Raw genomic sequence first — 19,363 nt, 5'->3', positions numbered from 1 at the left:
TCTCTCATGGCGGCGGCCACTCTACGCGGCCGCCGCCGTGTTATGAAATGACACCGATACGGCGGCGGGAGTGCTCCCGCCGCCACGATCAGTCGTTGTCCACACGCCCATCGATCGGCCATGCCTGATCCACCGTGCTCTGGTAGACCCAGCCCGCCACACTCTGGCCGGTGCGCCCGTGCAGGCGGATCAACTGCACCGCTCGTTCGGCCTGATCGTCCTCGCAAAACACCAGCAGCTTGACCTGCTTGATGACCCGTTCGCCCATTTCGATCGAGTAGCTTTGCTCTTGCTCACTGAGCGCGGTCAGCAGGCCCTTTACGTCGCTCACCGACAGGTAACGGAACCCCGCATCCGCCAAGGCATGGATGACGTCAACGACGCGGCCGCGATGGATAAACGCTTTGACTTCTTTCATGGAGTGTTCTCCTTGGCGAGGCGCCGGGCGGCGCGTTCTTCGATCCAGTCGTAGAGCACCGGCAACAGCACCAGCGTCAGCAGAGTCGAGGTGATCAGACCGCCGACCACCACGGTGGCGAGCGGCCGCTGGGTTTCCGCACCGACGCCGCTGGAGAGCAGCATCGGCACCAGGCCCAGGATCGCCACGCTCGCCGTCATCATCACCGGCCGCATGCGCAGCGCCGTGCCGCGGATCACCGCGTCACGCACGGGCAAGCCTTTCTCGCGTTGCTCGTTCAAGAAGCTCACCAGCACGATGCCGTTCAACATCGCCACGCCGAACACCGCGATGAAGCCGATCGCCGAGGGCACCGACAGGTATTGCCCGGTGATCGCCAGGCCGACGATGCCGCCGATGGTGGCGAACGGCACGTTGGCCAGGATCAGCGCGGCGTACTTCACCGAGTTGAAGGCGGTGTAGAGCAGCACGAAGATGAAGAAGATTGTGGCTGGCACGATCAGCGACAGCCGCTTCAACGCCCGTTGCTGGTTCTCGAACGCGCCGCCCCATTCGCTGTAGTAGCCCGTCGGCAATTTCACCTGTTGCGCGATGGCGGCATTGGCGTCCTTGACGAAGCCGTCGATGTCACGGCCGCGCACGTCCATCTGGATCACCGCATAGCGCTGCAACTGCTCGCGGCGGATGAACGAGTAGCCTTCCGCATCGCTGACCTCGGCCACCTGCGACAGCTGCACCAGCGCACCGCTGGGCGTGCGGATCGGAATGCGCTGTATGGCTGGCAACGAGGCCTTGTCCGCATCGTCCAGCCGCACGGCAATGTCAAAACGCTTCACGCCATCGAGTAGCGTGGTCACCGGCTCACCACCGATGCCGTTCTTCACCACAGTGAGCACGTCGTCGGCGTTCAAGCCGTAACGGGCCAGCGCATCACGATCGACCTTGATACGGATTTGCGGTTTGCCGATGTTCGCCTCCAGAGCCAGATCCGCCACGCCGGGCACCCCGGCCAGGACGTCCTTGATGCGGCCGCTCAACCGATCCAGCTCGCCCAGGTCATCGCCGTAGATCTTCAGTGCCAGCGTGGCGCGCACACCCGAGATCAGTTCCTCGATGCGCATCTGGATCGGCTGGGTATAGCTCACCACCGCGGTCGGCAATACTGCCGACAACTCCTTCTGCATCGCTTCCTCGATGCTTTCCAGCGTCTCGCCCTTGCGCCATTGATCCTTGGGCTTCAGCGGTGTGTACATCTCCATGTAGTTCACGTCCGCCGTCTCGCCTTTCTCGGCACGGCCGATCATTGCCAGCGTGGTCTCCACTTCCGGAAACTTCTGTTTGACCAGCGTCGACACTTGTTTGGAGATGGCGATGGATTCGTCCAGCGATGCCGACGGAATCGAGGTGATGCGCCACATGATGGCGCCTTCTTTCAGGTTCGGCATGAACTCCTTGCCGAGGAACGGGAACAGCGCCAGGCTGCCGATCAAGGCCCCGGCAGCGATGCCCAGCACGAGCTTGCGGCGGGCGAGCGCCCACGCCAGCACCGTGGCGTAGTGGCGTTTCAGGAACGCGACCAGCCAGGTGTCCTTCTCTTCCTTCGGTTTCAACACCAGCGCGGCCAGCACCGGGATCAGCGTCAGCGCGAGGACCAGCGAGCCCGCCATCGCGAAGCTGATGTTGAACGCCATCGGCTTGAACATCTTGCCTTCCAACCCTTGCAGGCTGAACAGCGGCAGGAACACCACGATGATGATGAGGATGGCGAACGCCACCGGGTTGGCCACCTCGCGGGCGGCCGCCAGCACCGCGGCGGTGCGATCCACCGGGAGCCCGTGCGCCTTGCGCTCGGCCATGATGCGATAGGCGTTCTCCACCATCACCACCGCGCCATCCACCATCATGCCGATGCCAATCGCCAGCCCCGCCAGCGACATCAGGTTGGCCGAGAGGCCGACCTGATTCATGCAGATGAAGGCGATCAGCATGGCCAGCGGGAGCGCCACTACCACCACGATGGCGCTGCGGAACTCGCCCAGGAACAGGAACAGGATGATCGCAACCAGGATCGAACCCTCGATCAAGGCACGCACGGCGGTTTCCACGGCTGCATTGACCAGCTCGGTGCGTTCGTACACCGGCTTGACCACCACGCCCGGTGGCAACGCCTGTTCGACCGTGCCGAGCTTGGCCTTGACCGCATCGACCACGCTCTTGGCGTTCTCACCGATGCGAGCGAGTGCCATGCCCAGTACCACCTCCTTGCCGTCGCGGGTGACCGCGCCTGTGCGCGGTGCACCGGCTTCGACGATGGTGGCCACATCGCGCACGTAGACCGGTATGCCATCCTCGGTCTTCAGGACGATGCTGCCGATGTCCTTGGCGTCCTGCACCAGACCCAAGCCACGCACGAGGTACTGTTCGCGACCGACGTCGATGAAGTTGCCGCCGACCTGCGCGTTGTTCGCCTGCAGGGCCTCGATCACGTCCTTGAAGCCGAGCTTGTGCGCGATCAGCTTCAGCGGGTCGATGCGCACCTGGTACTGCTTTTCCTGGCCGCCCCAGGAGGTGACATCGTCCACACCCGGTGCGGTGCGCAGGATCAGGCGGATCGTCCAATCCTGCAGCGTGCGCAAGTCCATGTCGCTGGGTGCCCCGGTGCTGGCGGCGTCCTTGAGCTTGGCGTCGGCCCGTTCGACGGTGTACCAGAACACCTGGCCCAAGCCGGAGGTGTTCGGACCCATCTCCGGCTTGCCGTAGCCGGCCGGCAGGCGGTCGCCCACCTGCTGCAGCCGCTCGTTGACGAGCTGGCGGGCAAAGTAGATGTCCATGCTGTCGTCGAAGTACACCGACACGTAGGACAAGCCGAACAGGCTGACCGAGCGGATCTGTTCCACCTTGGGCAGGCCGGCCAGTGCCGACTCCACCGGCGTAGTGAGCAGTTGCTCCACATCCTCGGCGGCCAGGCCGGAGGCCTCGGTATAGACGTTCACCTGCACCGGCGTGACGTCGGGGAAGGCGTCGATGGGAAGCTGGCGTACGGCCTGGAAACCCAGGAAGCCGATCACCACGAAGGCGATCAGCACCAGCACCTTGTAGCGCAGGGAGAATTCAACCAGACGTTCCAGCATCATTCTTCTCCCAGCTGCGAGCGCAGCAAGCGGGCCTTCAACGCGAAGGCGCCCTTGCGCACGTAGGTGTCGCCGGCCTTGAGGCCTTGGGTGACCGCCGTCCAGCCATCCCGCGTGTCGCCGACCATGACCGGTGCCGGTTCGAACTGGCCGTTGCCTTTGGCGAGGAATACAGTCGGCTGGTTCTGCAGCAACACGATCGCTTCGGCGGGAACGGCCAGCTTCCGCACGGCACTCCCGGTGACGATGCGTGCCTCGACCAGTTCACCGGGATGCAAAAGATCCTTGCGGTTGTCGACTTCGATGCGTACTGGCACGGTGCGCGTACGCTCATCGGTCTGGTGCGAGCGCTGCACGACCTTGCCGGGTATCGCGGTGTCGTGCACGAGGATGCGGGCATCGGCATCGGGCTTGACCCGTTCGGCATCGGCCGGAGACATCTGGGCCACGACCCATACCGAATCTTCCTTGACCAGGGTGAACAGCGTGCGGCCCGGTTCCACCCGCTCACCGACCAGAAACTCGTCGGTGGTGACGCGACCGGCCGCTGGCGCGAGCAGTTCGAAGCTGCCATCGGCACCGGCCGAACCCTTGCGCAGCAGGCCACCGATCTGACCGTCGGACAATCCGTAGGCACGCAACTTGGCGCGTGCCTGATCGCGCTGCACCTTCGCTTCGTTGTAGCGCCGTGCCGAGACGGCCTGCGGTCCGAGCGCCGCGATGCGCTGCCAGTCCTGCTCGGCCACGATCAACGCGCCCTGCGTCTCGGCGACCTGCACACTGGAGAGCACCACCAACGGCGCGCCGGCTTTGACGACGTCGCCAAGCGTGGCCTTGCGAGCCAGTACTTGGGATTCCACGCGTGGCGATACCAGCACGGTGGAATAGGCATCGGCCTTTACTTCGCCGGGCGCTTTCAGTTCATCGGTCAAGGTGCGCGGAGCGGCCTTGTCGAGGACAATGCCGGCGTCCTTGATCGCCTTGGCATCGAGCGCCAGCGGATTGGCGGGAGCCAGTTCCTGTGCCATGACGGGGCCGGCCAGCGCCGCGAGCAGCGTCATGCCCAGCAGGCTGCGTTTCAAAAGAGAGCAATTCATCGGGGGATATCCTGATTGAGGCCGTCCTGAGTCGGACCGTCCTGAGTGCGGCCATCGAGCCAGTCGGTGAGACGGCCCGCAGCGGTGAGGTAGTCGAACCAGGTCTGCCAGGTCTGGCTTTCCAGTTCCTGGCCGGACAACGCGGTGTCCAGGCTCTGTTTGAGCTGTACGAGGTAATCGGACGTGCTGATTTCACCGGCACGCCAGAGCTTCTCCAGCAACGCGGTGCGATCCTCGAACGCGGCGGCACGGCCGCTGCGAAAGGCTTCGGTCGCGCTGCGCAAGGCTGCGTAACGGGCCTGTGCTTCCCGCAGTCCCGCGCGCAACACAAACTCGCGCGAGCGCACGGCAGCCGCCGCGGCGTCGGCCTCCGCCAGGGCAGCATCCACTTCGGCGCGTCCGCTGTTGAGCACCGGCAACGGTATGGATACGCTCAGACCGATCACCTGATCGGTGCGCGGCCCGCTGTGCACTTGGCCGCCGGTCAGGCTGAGCGTGGGGTCGGGAATGCGCGCCCTGCGGGCGACTTGCACGCCGGCCTCGGCACTCGCTTGCTGGGCGCGGGCCTGACGCAGTTCCGGCAGCTCGTCGACGGGCAACGGCGTGACATTGTCGAGTGCCGGTGACAGGCCCTCGGGCAACGGTGGCAGCGCAGTCAGCTGATCGCCGCTGATGGCCAGCAACGCCGCGCGGGCCGCCGCTTCGTTGCCTACGAGTGTGGCTTGTTGCACCTGCGCCTCGCCCAAGGCCAAACCGGCCAGATCGCGTTCCGGACTGCTGATGTCGCCCACCTTCAGCCGCTGCGCGGCCAAGTCATCGAAGCGCTGCATCAGCGCCAGGCGACGCTGACCCAGCTCGCTCTGTCTGGTCGCGAGTGCGGCCGTCGACCAGGCCTTCAGCCAGCGGGTTGCCACGTCGCGACGCACCCGGTCATAGGCCGCCTCGGCAGCCAGCAGATCAGCCTCTCCCTGGGTGGCCCGGGCACGACGCTTGCCGGACAAATCCAGCGCCAGGCTGATGCCGGCCGTGCGTCGATTGACGTCGGCGTCCTCCGCATCGAGCGACAGCGAAGGGTTGTACAGCGGCTGTGCAGCGGCACGCGCACGAGCTTGGGCAGCATCAAGGTCTGCCCGCGCGGCCTGTACCTCGGGACTGGCTTGCCAGATACGGCGCACCGCCTCCTGCAAAGGAGAAGACGCCAACGAGGTCGGTAGGGGAACTACCGGTGGGGAAGGATGGGATACGGGGGCGGCACTGAGCATCGCCGCGTACAACAGACACACGGCGCCGATCGGCACCGAACGAAAAACAGACATGAAGCGATCTCCTGAAAACGGTCACGAAGCGATGCACCGCACAAGCGGCGGTGTCGCGAAACGGAGCGGTTTCAGGCGATCGGAGGGCGCAGCAGCGAGCCGGTCGTGGCCGGCGTGAATCCCGAATGGAGGGTGAGCGGTGCGAAGCGTGCTTCCATCATGGCGAGGGGAAGCGGCGTGCTGGCCGGCAGCGTCACCGAATGCGCACAGGCACAATGGCAACTGCGCCCTTCACCCAGAAGACAGAGATTCGCATCGTCAGCCGATACCGTACTGACGGCGGTATCCGCCAACAGGGTGGTCGGGGCAGCAGCAGTCGCCGAAGCGAATCGCGCACTAGGCCCATCGGCCACGCAGATCGATCCGCTGATCAGCTTGATCAGCAACACGGCCACGGCCAACACCCACAATCCGCGGTGGCGGCGCAGGCGAGTCAGCAGTAATGGCGCAGACCGATACATTCTTCGATCCTATACGACAGCTGCGCTGTTAGACAATTTCACTTGGGCGCCGGTCGTGATGAATTCAGACAGCCCCTACCGGCGCCAGCCGACCCCTATGAAGATGGTCTACCCGCAGCACGACTTCTGTTGCTGGATCGGCGGGCACGGCACACTGCCCCAGGAACAGAACACGCAACAGTCGCCGGGTTTGGGCTGCAACAATTTGCCGCAGCCGGGGCAGTCGTAGAAGAACTGGCAGGCATCGGTCGGCATGGTTTCAGTGGCCTGGTGGCCGCAATGCGGGCAGGTCAGCGTGCTCTGCAGGATGAGTTCGGTCGTCAAGTGTTTCGCCGGAGAAATGAGAGTGAAGTGTTGGCATAGTCTTCGCTATGCCCCTGTCAATTGTGTCGGTTCAGCGGGCACCCGCCGTATCGCTGGCTGTGCGACAGGATGCGCTGGGAGCCGGCGCCAGCAGATCGCGGAGGGACACCGCCACCATCAGCAGCAGACCCGGATAGAGCAGCCATCCGGTGCGATGGCCACTGGCCCGCATCACGAATACCGCCAGCAGCACCAGCAGCGGGCCGAGCATACCGAGCGCGGCCCGCGGCCACCGCCGGTGACTGCGCCAGCCCAGCGCATTGGCGAGCAGCGCGATGCCCGCAAATGCCGGCAGCAGGATGCGGATGAACAGGCCTTCGTACGGGCTCAGTACGCCCAGCCCGATCGCCGCACCGAGGCTGGCCAGGGCGGGAAAGCAATTCACGCAGGCCGCTGCCGAGACGACACTGCCGATCAGTCCGGCCTTGTCGGCCAACCGGGTGAGCAGGGGCATGGAGGTTCTCCTTTAGCGTGGAATGCCGATGATCTAAGGTATTCCCGTAGTCAAGTACGGAGTCAAGCCCATGTCCTCCACGCAGGATACGTTTTCCATCGGCGCCTTCGCCAAGGCAGCCGGGGTCAATGTCGAAACGATCCGCTTCTACCAGCGCAAGCGCCTGTTGGCGGAGCCCACCCGTCCGCCGGGCGGCATTCGTCGCTACGGAAACGCGGAGGTCGCACGGGTGAAGTTCGTGAAATCCGCGCAGCGGTTGGGGTTCAGCCTCGATGAGGTGGCGCAGTTGCTGCGGCTGGAGGACGGTGCCCATTGCACGGAAGCGGCCGATCTGGCCGCGCTGCGGCTGGCCGATGTACGCAGCCGACTGGCCGACCTTACACGCATGGAGACGGCCCTCGCTGCGCTCGTCGAACAGTGCGGTGCACGTCAGCGCAGCGTGTCCTGCCCGCTGATCGCCTCGTTGCATGCCTGCTGAAATGGCGGCAGGCAGGATGCGACAGGCATGACGCCGGTGAAGTGCATCGGCTGGATGTCGTAGCCGCGCCCTGGTCACTCCGCCATGGGCCGTCGCGGAGCATGCCTTGGCGGCCTTGTCGTCGCGTCCGTTCAGTCCGCGCGTCGCGCGTGATCGGTTCGCTTCGCCGTGCCCTGGGTCAGCTCGGCACGCACGCAGTGCGCGTCGATGATCGACGTCACCGTGGCATACCCCGCCACCGCGAACTGTTGGCGGGGCGGCCCTTTGTTGGGAATCACGAAGGATGTCCGCAGGACCTCCAGTCGTGCACCAACCGCCGGCAGCGGCGTGACACGATAACAGACGTCCAAATGCTGGCCATCCACATGGCCAACCCAACCATCGGTGTAAGAATCGGCCGCGTACGCGACGCTACCCATGGTGAGGCCCGCGAGCAGCAGCGGGAGGCTGAGACAAGCAGCAAACGATTTCATGGGCGTTCTCCAAAATGACAACCGCAACAAACACCGCCACGCGCACGCATAACGTGCGTGGCGGTACTGCCTTCACGATCGCCGGCTGGCCCTCGACAGTTGAAGGCCAGCCGGCGACGTGGTCTGTCAACGTGCCGGACGGATCGCCGTCACCGTGCTGCCTGTGCTGGCCTGACGGAAGGTGAACTGCACCTTGTCGCCCACCTTCACGTGCTTCAGTAGCTCCGGTGAAGCCACCTTGAACGGCATCGTCATCGCCGGCCAGCCGATCGCGGCAATCGCCTCGTGCTGCAGCGTGATGGTGTTCTTGGCGGTATCGACCGCCTTGACTACGCCCACGCCCTGCACATCGGCGGGTGTGGCTTCGTGCATCCCAGCCATGCCCGGCATGTTGGGATCCATCTGCTGAGGGTTGGCAAACACCGGAGTAGCGATCAGTGCAGCGGCGATCGCGAGGGTGATGCATGGCTTTTTCATGGGTCAGTTTCCTTGCGGGTTGGGGTGAAGTGTGGTGTTTGTCTTGCTGGCTTTACGCAATCGATGGCGAACCAGCAGGCGGTACGCCGCGGGTATGACGAGCATGGACAGCAAGGGTGCGGTGACCATGCCGCCGATCATCGGGGCGGCGATGCGCTGCATCACTTCCGAGCCGGCGCCGTGGCCGAGCAGGATCGGAAACAGACCGGCGAGAATCACCGCGACGGTCATCGCCTTCGGGCGCACGCGCTGCACGGCGCCTTCGCGGATCGCTGCGTCCAGCGCTTCCGGGCCGGCGTGGGGATCGAGCGCAAGCTGGTGCTCCCAGGCATGGTGCAGATACAACAGCATCACCACGCCGAATTCGGCAGCGACGCCAGCCAGCGCGATGAAGCCGATGATCGTGGCCACCGACACCGCATGGCCCAGCAGCCAGATCAGCCACAGGCCGCCGACCAGTGCCAGCGGCACGCTGGCCATGATCAGCGCGGCTTCGCTCACCCTGCGGAAAACGGCATAGATCAACAGAAAAATGATCACCAGCGCAATCGGCACCACCAGCTTGAGTCTTTCCATGGCACTGGCCAGGTACTCGAACTGACCGGACCACGCCAAGGTCGTGCCCGGCGGCAATTTGACTTGCTGCGCCACTGCGCGTTGCAGATCCGCAACCACGCCGCCGAGATTGCTGCTGGCTGTGTCGACGTAAACGTAGGTCGCCAACTGGCCGCCCTCGCTTTTCAGCATCGACGGCCCCGCCACCACGGCGATGTCCGCCACCTGACTCAGGGTGAGCTGGGCGCCATCGGCAGCGACGATCGGCAGCTGCCGCAACGCCCCGACCGAGTCACGCTCGGCACGCGGGTAACGCACCACGATCGGATAGCGCTCGCGTCCCTCGATCGTCTGGCCGACCGGATCGCCGCCAACTACCGTCGCGATCAACTGCTGCAGCTGCTGTTGGGACAACCCGTAACGGGCGGCCGCATCGCGACGGATGTGCACGTCGACGTAGCGACCGCTGGCCGGGCGCTCGGCGATCGCCGAGCTGACGCCGGGCACGGTCTTCGCCACCGTCTCGATCCGGTCGGCCACGACCTGCAGCGTAGCCAGGTCGGTACCCAGCACCTTGATGCCGATCGGGCTCTTGATGCCGGTGGAGAGCATGTCGATGCGGTTGCGGATCGGCGGCACGAACAGGTTGGTCAGCCCCGGCACGTGGACGGCCTTGTCCAGTTCCGCCTTGATCTTGTCCATCGTCATGCCGGGCCGCCACTGATCCTTCGGCTTGAAGGTGATCGTGGTTTCGAACATCTCCAGCGGTGCCGGATCGGTGGCCGTGTCGGCGCGCCCCGCCTTGCCGAACACATGATCGACCTCGGGCACGGTCTTGATCATGCGATCGGTCAGCTGCAGCAACTGCGCGGCCTTGCCGGCGGACAGCCCCGGCAGTGCAGTGGGCATGTACAGCAGCGTGCCTTCGTCCATCGCCGGCATGAACTCGCTGCCGAGCCTGGTCAGCGGAACGACCGCGGTAAGCAGCAGCACACCGGCCAGCACCAGGACCGCTTTCGGATAGCGCAATACGGCTTCGAGGAGGGGCCGATAGCCATGGATCAGAGCCCGGTTGAGCGGATTGTCGCGCTCGGCACGGATGCGGCCGCGGATCAGATAACCCATCAGCACCGGCACCAGGGTCACCGCCAGCCCGGCCGCTGCCGCCATCGCGTAGGTCTTGGTGAAGGCCAGCGGTTTGAACAGCTTGCCTTCCTGCCCCTGCAACGCAAAGACCGGCACGAACGACAACGCGATGATCAACAGGCTCACGAACAGCGCCGGTCCCACCTCGACGGCGGCATCGGCAACCAGCGACCACCGTTCCGCACCTTGCGGTTCGCGTCCATCGTTCGCGTTACGCCAATGTTCCAAATGCTTGTGTGCGTTCTCGATCATCACGATCGCCGCATCCACCATCGCGCCAATCGCGATGGCGATACCGCCGAGCGACATCAGGTTCGCCGTGACGCCTTGCAGATGCAGCGCAATGAAGGCAACCAACACGCCCAGCGGCAACGTGATCACGGCCACCAGCGCCGAGCGCAGGTGCCCCAGGAACAACACGCAGACCAGCGTCACCACCAGGAATTCTTCGAACAACTTGCTCCACAGATTGCTCACCGCGGCGTCGATCAGCTGCGAGCGGTCGTAGGTGGGCACGATTTCGACGCCGGCCGGCAGGCTGCGCTGCAGTTCGGCCAGCCGCGCTTTCACCGCGGCGATGGTGGCCTTCGCGTTCTTGCCCGTGCGCATCACGATGACGCCGCCGACCACTTCACCTTGCCCGTCCAGTTCGGCAATGCCACGACGAAACGTCGGGCCACGCCGCACCGTCGCCACGTCGCGCAGCAGCACCGGCACACCACTGGCGTTGGTGGTGATCGGCACGTTTTCAAAGGCCTCGCGGCTCTTCAGGTAGCCTTCGCTGCGCACCATCAGCTCCGCTTCACCCTGTTCGATCACCGACCCGCCGTTGGCGCCGTTCGCGCTGCGCACCGCATCGACCAGTTGCGCCACGGTGATGCCGCGCGCGGCCAGCGCCTGCGGATCGGGCACGATCTGCCACGCCCGCTCCATGCCGCCCAGAGTCGCCACCTCGGCGACATTCGGCACGGTCTTGAGCTGATAGCGCAGGAACCAGTCCTGCAACGCACGCAGCTGGCCGAGATCGTGCTTGCCGGTGGGATCGATCAGCGCGTACTCGTAGATCCAGCCGAGTCCCGTCGCATCGGGACCGAGCGCTGGCGTAACGCCGGCCGGCAGGCGATCGCGCGCCTGGCTCAGGTACTCCAGCACCCGTGAGCGGGCCCAGTACAGGTCGGTGCTGTCGTCGAACAGCACGTCGACATAGGAGTCGCCGAAGAATGAATAGGCGCGCACCGTCGTCGCGCCAGGCACCGAAAGCATGGTGGTAGCCAGCGGATAGGTGACCTGATCCTCGACCACCTGCGGCGATTGGCCCGGGTAGCTGGTGCGGATGATCACCTGGGTGTCGGACAGATCGGGCAGCGCGTCGACCGGCGTGCGCGTCACCGAGAACATGCCCATCAGGGCCAGGGCCAGTGCTGCCAACAGCACGAACACCCGATGGGCGATCGCCGCGCGAACCAGGGCAGCGATCATGGTTTGTCTCCCATCGGCATGCCCGGCATCGGTGCACTGGCAGCCGGTACCGGTTTGGCGGTGGTGTCATTCAGACGCTCCAGCGCGCCGGACAGACTCGCCTCCGAATCGATCAGGAACTGGCCGGAGACCACGACTTTCTCGCCACCACTGAGGCCGTCGAGAATTTCCGTATAGCCGCCGGCCGCACGTCCGATGCGCACCGATACAGCACGGAAGTGCCCACCTCCCTCGGCAAGAATGACTCGCGTGTGGGTACCCGTCGCGATCAACGCGTCGTCCGGCACCACGGGCACGGCCGCGTCCGGCGTCGGATTGAGTTGCACGGTGGCGAACATGCCCGGACTCAAGGCACCGTCGGCATTGTCGAGCACGACGCGGGCGCGCTGGGTGCGCGTCATCGCATCCACATCCGGCAGCAAGGTTTCCACGGTGCCGGGGAACGACCGACCCGGCAGGGCATCGACCGTGACCACCACCGGCGTGCCACGGCGCACCGTACCCGCCGCTGCCTGCGGCAGTGCCGCCTCGATCCACACGGTGGACAGGCCATTCACGGTCAGCAAGGTCTGGCCGGCCGTGACACGCTGGCCTTCACGCACGTCCAGTGTCGTGACGACGCCCGCCTGCGGGGCGTGCAGCGTGATCGCCGCGCCCGTGCCGCGACGCGACGACTGGATCTCCGCCGGCGTAAGGCCCAGCACCTGCAGGCGCTCCCGCGAGGCCGCGCGAAGGCCTTTTGCTTCAGCCGACTGCACATGCTGAAGCGCAGCGTATTCGGCCAGCGCGCTGCTCCATTGCGGTGCCAACAGCTCCGCCAGCGGCTCGCCTGCCTTGACCACGGTGTACGGTGCGCGTACGTCCAGCTTGCTCACCACCGCATCGGTGCGGGCGCTGATGGTGATGGCTCGGCGCAGATCCCACGTAATCGTGCCCGGCACCCGGAGCGCCGACGCCAGCACGCGACGCTCCACCGGAGCGGTGCGAACGCCGAGATTCTGCACCGTCGTCGGATCAATCCGAACGACATCCTTGGCCGTCTCTTCATCAGCGTACTTGGGCACCATCTGCATGCCCATCGGCGACAGGCCAGGCTTGTCGAAGTGTTGCTGCGGCACCATCGTGTCGTACCAGTACAGAATCTTTTTACCACCGGCTTCCGATGCGGCTGCGGGGGTACCGACCTGCGACTGTGACGATGGCGCCTGATGGCGGCCGCCGAAGTAGCCGATCAGGAGCAGCATGACCGCCAGCAACGCGGCGGTGAGCATCATCAGTGCGCGCTTCATGGCGTCGTCTCCGAAGTGGGTAACAGGTAGGCCAGCGCCGCCCAGGCCCGGCCGTACTCGGCCTGCATGCGGGCGAAATCGGTGTGGTGGGCGATCTCGTCGCGACGGGCATCCAGCAAGGGTTGGATCTCACCGCCGCCGCGATACGCGGCAAGCGCCAGGGCCGCGCGGTCATTGGCCAATGGGAGCAAGGCATCGCGGTGCCGGCGCACTTGCTGGCCGAGCGATTCCCATTGCGCCCAGGCGGACTGGATCGCCTCGGCCTGCTGGCGGCGTGCGTCGTCGCGTTCGTCGCGAACCGCATCGAGGTCGGCCGCGCGGGCGGAAATGCCCCGATCCTGCCGGTTGCGCGTGAACAGCGGCAGGCTTACCCCGACCTGCAGCGACACCATGTCGGACAAGCCGCGCACACGGGAGCCGTAGCTCAAGCCCACGCTCCATTCAGGGCGTTTGTCGGCACGGGCGGCGGCAAGCGCCGCCTCGGCGGCCTGTTCGCGGGCCGGCCACCCGAGCAGGTTGCCCTGACGATCGAGGCTGGCCAGCAAGGACGCTTCGTCGTGCGGCAGGACGGCGAAGTCTGGCGCGTCCCCCAGCGGCTGCCCGATCGGAGAACCGAGCCATCGCGCCAGGCCCGCGCGGGCCTGTGCCTCGCGGGCATTCGCCTCATCGAGACGGTTTTCCAGGTCGAGGGATTCCATGCGGGCGGCGAGCACCTCTGCCGCGCTACCGGTACCACCGCGCAAGCGTGCTTTCGCCACGGCCACGTCCTGCGCCCATGCCTGCCGCATGGATCGCAACATCATGGCTTCGCGGTGCGCACCCCAGGCGGAGATCCAGGCATCGGCCACCTGCTGCCGGATCGACAAGCCGGTCGCCACCTCCGACGATGCGGCCAAATCCGCCTGGGCATGGCCCATCGCCCGTTCGGCCTGACGCTTGCGGCGCGATGGCAGGGCCTGGCTGATGCCGACGGTGCGCATGGTCATGCTGTCACCGCCAACCGTAAATGCGCCCGGCCCCTGCACGGCCAGATTGTCGACCCCGACGGTGAGTTGGGGATCGGGCAGCGCACCCGCACGGGCCGCCTCCTGTCGTGCCGATTCCGACTGGGCGCGGCGCGCCTCCAGCAGGGGTGCGCGCTCGATCGCTTGATGGATGGCGGCATCAAGCGTCAGCGGCGGTTCGGCGGCATGCGCCGCCGCGGCCGCCGCTCCCCACAGGAGCACGGCCAGACCCGCCGCCATCAGGCGCCGGGCGAATTGAAGGGAGAACATGGGTGAACACTCCGTCGATCTGCGATTCGCGCCGTGCCATGCAGGCACGACGCCACGTCGGTGGATACCGCGACGGGTCAGATCAAATCAGGAGCGAACAGAACAACAAGCGGGGAATCGGTGGCGGCGCTCGCAGACGCTCGCGCCGAATCAACGCCCGCTCGGACGGCAACGCCACCGCCGTCACGGACAGCAGCACCGGCGGCAGCGCGGACAACGCGCTGGCCGGCACCGAGGCGGTGCGCGCATCGACCTGGGTGGCATGGTCGGGCTGGCAATGCTGCCGGCACAGCGGATCGACCGGTGTCGTCATGTCCGCACAGCCGTCGGCCATTGCCATGGACGAGGAGTGCACCGCCACGGCCAGCGCGGCCGCGGCCGGCGCCGCCTGTGCCGCGACGCAGGCATACGCCGCCACCGCCACCTGCTGCCACAGCAGCAGCACGACCACCAGCCACGCAAGGCGGCGACGGGCGACGGGACGGAGGCGGAAGGCGGGTTTCATCTCACGGGCACTGTAGTGTCGGCAGCGGGCAGGTCATTGACGCGGATCAAGTCGGCGGATCGCGATCGGGAGACCAGCTGCGCTCACGCAGCCAGGCCGTGCGTCGCATACACCCGGGTCGAGCCGTCGCGGCCGATCAGCACTACATCGTAACGCTCGGGCGCGCCCATCTCCATGCCGGGCGAGCCCATCGGCATACCGGGCGCGGCGATGCCGATGGCGTCCGGCCGCTCGGCGAGCAGGCGGCGGATGTCCTCCACCGGCACGTGCCCCTCGACCACGTAGCCCTCGATCACCGCGGTATGGCAAGACACCGCACCGGGCGGCACGCCGAAGCGCGCCTTCACCGTCGCCATCGGCTGGTCCTGGTGCACGGTGACGGTGTAGCCCTGCGCGCGCATGTAATCGACCCAGGCGCCGCAGCAGCCGCAGGACGGGTCGCGGTAGACGTCGAACGCATTCGCCGCCAACGCCGCCGGCGCGAACAGCACGGCAAACAGCAAACTGATGCCCATGCGGGAAAACCATCGTTTCATCGTCATTCTCCGGTTGTCGGGGTGGTTTGCCACTGGACGGACACGATCTTCCAGCTGTCGCCGTCCTTGCCGAGCTTGAGCATCTCGCGACTGCGCAGCGTGGTCGGCCTGCCCTTGATCGTGACCTCGACGCCGCTTTCGCTGCCGACCATTGCGGTGTCGCCCATCGGCATCGAGCCGAACGAGACCGGCGTGAGCTTCGCGGCCTTCAGGAACTTGATGTCCTCGCCCAGATGGCCGGCGGCGTATTCGTCGCGTGTCTGCGTGTGGCCGCCTTCGCTGACGCGGACCCCGGGCGCCAGCAGTGCGAGTACGGCTTCGCGGTCGCCACGCTGCAACGCGGCCTGGAAGGCCCGCGCCACCGTTTCGGCCGCCGGCACTGCGCCCGGCGTCATGCCTTCCATCGACAGCGGCGCCTCGACCGTCGGCACGGCGGCGTGTTCGTGAACATCGCCATCAGCCGCGTCATGGCTGTGCCCCGCTTCGCCGGCCATCGGCATGCCTTCCATCGCCGCCGTGCCATGCGCATCCTCGTCAGCGGTGCCGCCATGGCTGTGGCTGTGGCCGCCCGCCTCATCCATGTCGTGGTCCTGCGGTGCCCGGGCCACGATGTCCTGATATTGCGCCGGCGTCATGTCGGGCAGTTTCTGCAGGAACGCCACCATGCTCCAGATCGTGGCGTCGTCATGGGTGGCACCCCACGCCGGCATCGCGCTCATCTTGACGCCATGCTTGATCACCCAGAACGCCTCGCGCGGATCGGGCCGGAATTTCGCCAGCTCGGGCGGCAGCGGGTACAGGCCCGGGCGCATCTCGTTCTCGGCCATGCCCGGCGCCAGGTGGCAACCGGTGCACATCGCCGCGTACTGGCCGGCGCCCTTGAGGATCAGCTGCGGGTCGTCGAGATTCGGCACCACGATGTCTTTTGCGTGATGCTCGATCGAGCGCTCGCGCAGCGTCTGCATCAGCGCGTAGACGGGTCTGGTGTGGTGGTCGTCGGCGCCGACGTTGTAGACGCCGGACCAGACGAAGGCGCCGACACCGGCGGCGGCGATGACGCAGAGAATCACGACGGTGATGATGAGTCGTTTCATGGGCTCTCCTCAGAACCAGATGCGCAGGCCGGCGACCCACTGCCGGTCGAAGACTGCCTGATGATCGGCGCGGGCGAAATCGGCCGTGGTGCCGAAGCGGCGCGTCCAGACTACGCCAAGATACGGCGCGAACTCGCGCCGGATCTCGTAGCGCAGGCGCAAGCCCAGCCTGGCATCGGTGAGGCCGCTGCCGATGCCGCGCGCCGGGTCGGACTTGCCGTGCAGGTTGACCTCCAGCTCCGGCTGCAGGATCAGCCGCTGGGTGAACAGCAGCTCGTAGTCCGCCCGCAGGCGCGCCGCGCTGCGGCCGGACGGCCCGACGTAGGCGGTGGCCTGGATCTCGAACCAGTACGGCGCCAGGCCCTGCACGCCGAACGCGGCCCAGCTTCGCTGCGGACCGGTGCCGAAGTCATGGCGCACGCCCAGCTGCGTGCTCCAGAACGCGGCCGCGGCGTGATCCCATAGCGCCTCGACCTCGCCATCGCCGATCCGGCCATCGCTGCGCTCGCCCTCGCTGCGCAGCCACAGCTTGTCCGTGTCGCTGCCGTACCAGCCTGAGGCTTCCCACGACTGACCGTTGCCGTCGCGGCCGTGGAACGCTTCGAGCTGATCGATCAGCAGCATGCCGGCGGGTGTGCTGCCGTGCATGTGCAGGGCGTGCGCGGGACTGGCGGCGATGCCGTCGGAATAATCGCCACTGCGTGCGTCCGCCGGTGCGTAGCCGCCCTGCATCGGTTGCATGCCCGCGCCCGCGCCATGCGCCTGGCCGTGGCTCATGCCGGGCATCGACGCGTGATCCATGTCGGGCATGACCTGGGGGGATGTCGCCGGCGCGGGCGGCGGCGTGCCGTGATGCATGCCGCCGTGGTCCATCCCGTGCATCGGGCCATGGTCCATCGCCACCGGCGCCGTGCTGCCGGCCGGGGCTGGCGCGCTCTGCGCCGTCGCCGCCAGCGGCATGGCCAGCAGCAGTGCGGCCAGCCACGCCACGCGGCGCGGAACGATCGAGGTATCGCGGCGCTTCGTGCTCATGCCACCACCACCTCGCGGAACATGCCCGCCTCCATGTGGTACAGCAGGTGGCAGTGGTAGGCCCAGCGCCCCGGCGCGTCGGCGGTCACCGCGTAGCTGATCCGCTGTGCCGGCTGCACGTTGATGGTGTGCTTGCGCACCTGGAACTGCCCGTGCGGGTTCTCCAGCTCGCTCCACATGCCGTGCAGGTGGATCGGGTGGTTCATCATGGTGTCGTTGACCAGCACGATGCGCAGGCGCTCGCCGGTGTTGAAATGGATCGGCTTGGCGTCGGAGTACTTGATGCCGTCGAACGACCACATGAAGCGCTCCATGTTTCCGGTCAGGTGCAGTTCGATCTCGCGGCCGGGTTCGCGCGCGTCGAGCGGGCCGCCGACGGTGTGCAGGTCGGCGTAGGTCAGCACGCGGCGGCCGTTGTCGCGCAGGCCGATGCCCGGATCGTCGAGGTTGGTGCGCGGCGTGTCGACATGCATGTCCACGCCGGGGCCGTATTCGCTGCGGGCATGGTGCACGGCCGGCGCGGGGGCCATGCCGGCCATGCTGCCGTGGTCCATGTCGGGCATCGCGGCGTGGCCGCCGCCGTGGTCCGCGTGCGACATCGCGCCCATCATGTCGCGCATGTCCAGCCATACGCGCCTGTCCAGCGCCGGCACTTCGGCGGACATGCCAAGCCGCGGCGCCAGCGTGCCGCGCGCATAGCCGCTGCGGTCGATCGACTGGGCGAACAGCGTGTACGCGCGCTCTTCCTGCGGCTCGACGATGACGTCGTAGGTCTCGGCCGCCGAGATGCGGAATTCGTCGACCGCCACCGGTTGCACGTCCTGGCCGTCGGCGGCGATCACCGTCATTTTCAGGCCGGGAATGCGCACGTCGAAGATGCTGGACGACGAACCGTTGATGAAACGCAGCCGGATCTTTTCGCCGGGCCTGAAGATGCCGGTCCAGTTGCCGGCCGGCGTCGTGCCGTTCATCAGGTAGGTGTAGGTGTAGCCGGAGACGTCGCCGAGGTCGGTCGGATTCATCCGCATCTGGTTCCACATTCTGCGCTTGGCCAGCGCCTGGCTCAGGCCCTTTTCACGCACGTCACGGAAGAAGTCCGGCACGGTGGGCTGCGCGAAGTTGTAGTAGTCGCTCTGCTTTTTCAGCTTGGCGTAGATGCGCTCGGGGTCCTCGTCGGTCCAGTCGTTGAGCATCACCACATAGTCGCGATCCGTGGGGTAGCGCTCGGGGCCGGCCGGTTCGATCACCAGCGGACCGTACAGCGCGTTCTGCTCCTGGAAACCCGAGTGCGAGTGGTACCAGTAGGTGCCGCTCTGGCGCAGCTGGAACCGGTACAGAAAACTCTCGCCCGGCGCGATGCCGTCGAAGCTGAGGCCGGGTACGCCGTCCATCCGGAACGGCAGGACGATGCCGTGCCAGTGGATCGAGGTGGGCACGCGCAGGCGGTTGCTCACGCGCAGGTTCACCGTGGTGCCTTCGCGCATGCGCAGCAACGGACCTGGCACGCCTCCGTTGACGGTGGTCGCCGGCCGCGCCGCGCCGGTGAAGTTGATGGTGCGCTCGACGATGTCCAGCGCAAAGTCGGTGCCGCTGAGCACGGTGGGCTGTCCCGGGCTGGTCAGCGTCCAGGCGTTCGCGGGCCGCAGCAGGCCAAGGCCGGCTGCCGCGCCGCCCAGGGCCAGGCCCTGCACGAAACGTCGCCGCGACAGGTCGGTCGCAGGCAAGGGGGGAAATGGATGCACGCAGGTCTCCTTCGGGGAAGGCACCGATGGCCGGTGCCGACAC

18 protein-coding genes are annotated in these 19,363 nt (G+C 66.5%); 1 reads left to right on the top strand and 17 read right to left on the bottom strand.

Going from position 1 to position 19,363, the window contains the following annotated elements; all coding sequences use genetic code 11:
* Positions 1–88: 88 nt before the first annotated feature.
* The 7 genes from ACVCMI_RS08205 to merC all read right to left on the bottom strand — a co-directional run bounded on the left by ACVCMI_RS08205 (position 89) and on the right by merC (position 7,240).
* On the bottom strand, positions 89–418 hold the full coding sequence (locus tag ACVCMI_RS08205) for a P-II family nitrogen regulator (RefSeq protein WP_447099190.1): 330 nt from the start codon (positions 416–418) through the stop codon (positions 89–91).
* Positions 415–3,549 carry an efflux RND transporter permease subunit gene (locus tag ACVCMI_RS08200; RefSeq protein WP_447099468.1) on the bottom strand — a complete coding sequence of 1,045 codons (3,135 nt, stop codon included), beginning with the start codon at positions 3,547–3,549 and terminating at the stop codon, positions 415–417. Before ACVCMI_RS08200 ends, ACVCMI_RS08205 begins: the two co-directional genes overlap by 4 nt.
* Positions 3,549–4,646, bottom strand: a complete 1,098-nt coding sequence (locus ACVCMI_RS08195; RefSeq protein WP_447099191.1) for an efflux RND transporter periplasmic adaptor subunit — start codon at positions 4,644–4,646, stop codon at positions 3,549–3,551. The genes ACVCMI_RS08200 and ACVCMI_RS08195 overlap by 1 nt, the downstream gene beginning before the upstream one ends.
* Complete coding sequence (locus tag ACVCMI_RS08190; protein WP_447099469.1) at positions 4,643–5,821, bottom strand: TolC family protein; 1,179 nt, start codon at positions 5,819–5,821, stop codon at positions 4,643–4,645. The genes ACVCMI_RS08195 and ACVCMI_RS08190 overlap by 4 nt, the downstream gene beginning before the upstream one ends.
* Before the next feature lie 212 nt (positions 5,822–6,033).
* Entirely contained in the window at positions 6,034–6,357 is a 324-nt protein-coding gene (locus ACVCMI_RS08185; protein WP_447099192.1) for a hypothetical protein, read from the bottom strand.
* A 174-nt stretch (positions 6,358–6,531) separates the two neighbouring features.
* Entirely contained in the window at positions 6,532–6,747 is a 216-nt protein-coding gene (locus ACVCMI_RS08180; RefSeq protein WP_447099193.1) for a GDCCVxC domain-containing (seleno)protein, read from the bottom strand.
* A 70-nt stretch (positions 6,748–6,817) separates the two neighbouring features.
* A complete protein-coding gene (merC, locus tag ACVCMI_RS08175; protein ID WP_447099194.1) occupies positions 6,818–7,240 on the bottom strand; it encodes an organomercurial transporter MerC in 423 nt (140 codons plus the stop codon).
* 70 nt (positions 7,241–7,310) lie between these two features.
* Between merC and merR the strand changes: the two genes are divergently transcribed.
* Positions 7,311–7,718, top strand: a complete 408-nt coding sequence (gene merR / locus ACVCMI_RS08170; RefSeq protein WP_447099195.1) for an Hg(II)-responsive transcriptional regulator — start codon at positions 7,311–7,313, stop codon at positions 7,716–7,718.
* Between the two features lie 131 nt (positions 7,719–7,849).
* On the opposite strand, the gene ACVCMI_RS08165 is transcribed toward merR, so the two are convergent.
* The 10 genes from ACVCMI_RS08165 to ACVCMI_RS08120 all read right to left on the bottom strand — a co-directional run bounded on the left by ACVCMI_RS08165 (position 7,850) and on the right by ACVCMI_RS08120 (position 19,320).
* Positions 7,850–8,191 (bottom strand): hypothetical protein, encoded by a 342-nt coding sequence (locus ACVCMI_RS08165; protein ID WP_447099196.1) that lies wholly within the window; start codon positions 8,189–8,191, stop codon positions 7,850–7,852.
* A gap of 126 nt (positions 8,192–8,317) precedes the next feature.
* Positions 8,318–8,668, bottom strand: coding sequence for a copper-binding protein (locus tag ACVCMI_RS08160; RefSeq protein ID WP_447099197.1), 351 nt, complete (start codon positions 8,666–8,668; stop codon positions 8,318–8,320).
* Between the two features lie 3 nt (positions 8,669–8,671).
* The gene (locus ACVCMI_RS08155; protein WP_447099198.1) at positions 8,672–11,848 is read right to left on the bottom strand and encodes an efflux RND transporter permease subunit; all 3,177 of its coding nucleotides are present in this window, start codon (positions 11,846–11,848) and stop codon (positions 8,672–8,674) included.
* A complete protein-coding gene (locus ACVCMI_RS08150; protein WP_447099199.1) occupies positions 11,845–13,137 on the bottom strand; it encodes an efflux RND transporter periplasmic adaptor subunit in 1,293 nt (430 codons plus the stop codon). The genes ACVCMI_RS08155 and ACVCMI_RS08150 overlap by 4 nt, the downstream gene beginning before the upstream one ends.
* Positions 13,134–14,411, bottom strand: a complete 1,278-nt coding sequence (locus ACVCMI_RS08145) for a TolC family protein (RefSeq protein WP_447099200.1) — start codon at positions 14,409–14,411, stop codon at positions 13,134–13,136. The genes ACVCMI_RS08150 and ACVCMI_RS08145 overlap by 4 nt, the downstream gene beginning before the upstream one ends.
* A gap of 82 nt (positions 14,412–14,493) precedes the next feature.
* Positions 14,494–14,862 carry a hypothetical protein gene (locus ACVCMI_RS08140; RefSeq protein ID WP_447099201.1) on the bottom strand — a complete coding sequence of 123 codons (369 nt, stop codon included), beginning with the start codon at positions 14,860–14,862 and terminating at the stop codon, positions 14,494–14,496.
* Between the two features lie 137 nt (positions 14,863–14,999).
* On the bottom strand, positions 15,000–15,452 hold the full coding sequence (locus tag ACVCMI_RS08135) for a DUF411 domain-containing protein (protein ID WP_395117617.1): 453 nt from the start codon (positions 15,450–15,452) through the stop codon (positions 15,000–15,002).
* 2 nt (positions 15,453–15,454) lie between these two features.
* Positions 15,455–16,546, bottom strand: coding sequence for a c-type cytochrome (locus tag ACVCMI_RS08130; protein ID WP_395117615.1), 1,092 nt, complete (start codon positions 16,544–16,546; stop codon positions 15,455–15,457).
* A gap of 9 nt (positions 16,547–16,555) precedes the next feature.
* Complete coding sequence (locus ACVCMI_RS08125) at positions 16,556–17,578, bottom strand: copper resistance protein B (protein WP_395117613.1); 1,023 nt, start codon at positions 17,576–17,578, stop codon at positions 16,556–16,558.
* On the bottom strand, positions 17,575–19,320 hold the full coding sequence (locus ACVCMI_RS08120) for a copper resistance system multicopper oxidase (protein WP_447099202.1): 1,746 nt from the start codon (positions 19,318–19,320) through the stop codon (positions 17,575–17,577). Before ACVCMI_RS08120 ends, ACVCMI_RS08125 begins: the two co-directional genes overlap by 4 nt.
* Positions 19,321–19,363: the final 43 nt, after the last annotated feature.

This window comes from Rhodanobacter sp. UC4448_H15 (genome assembly GCF_052978265.1).
This window is presented reverse-complemented; position numbering and strand designations above follow the sequence as displayed.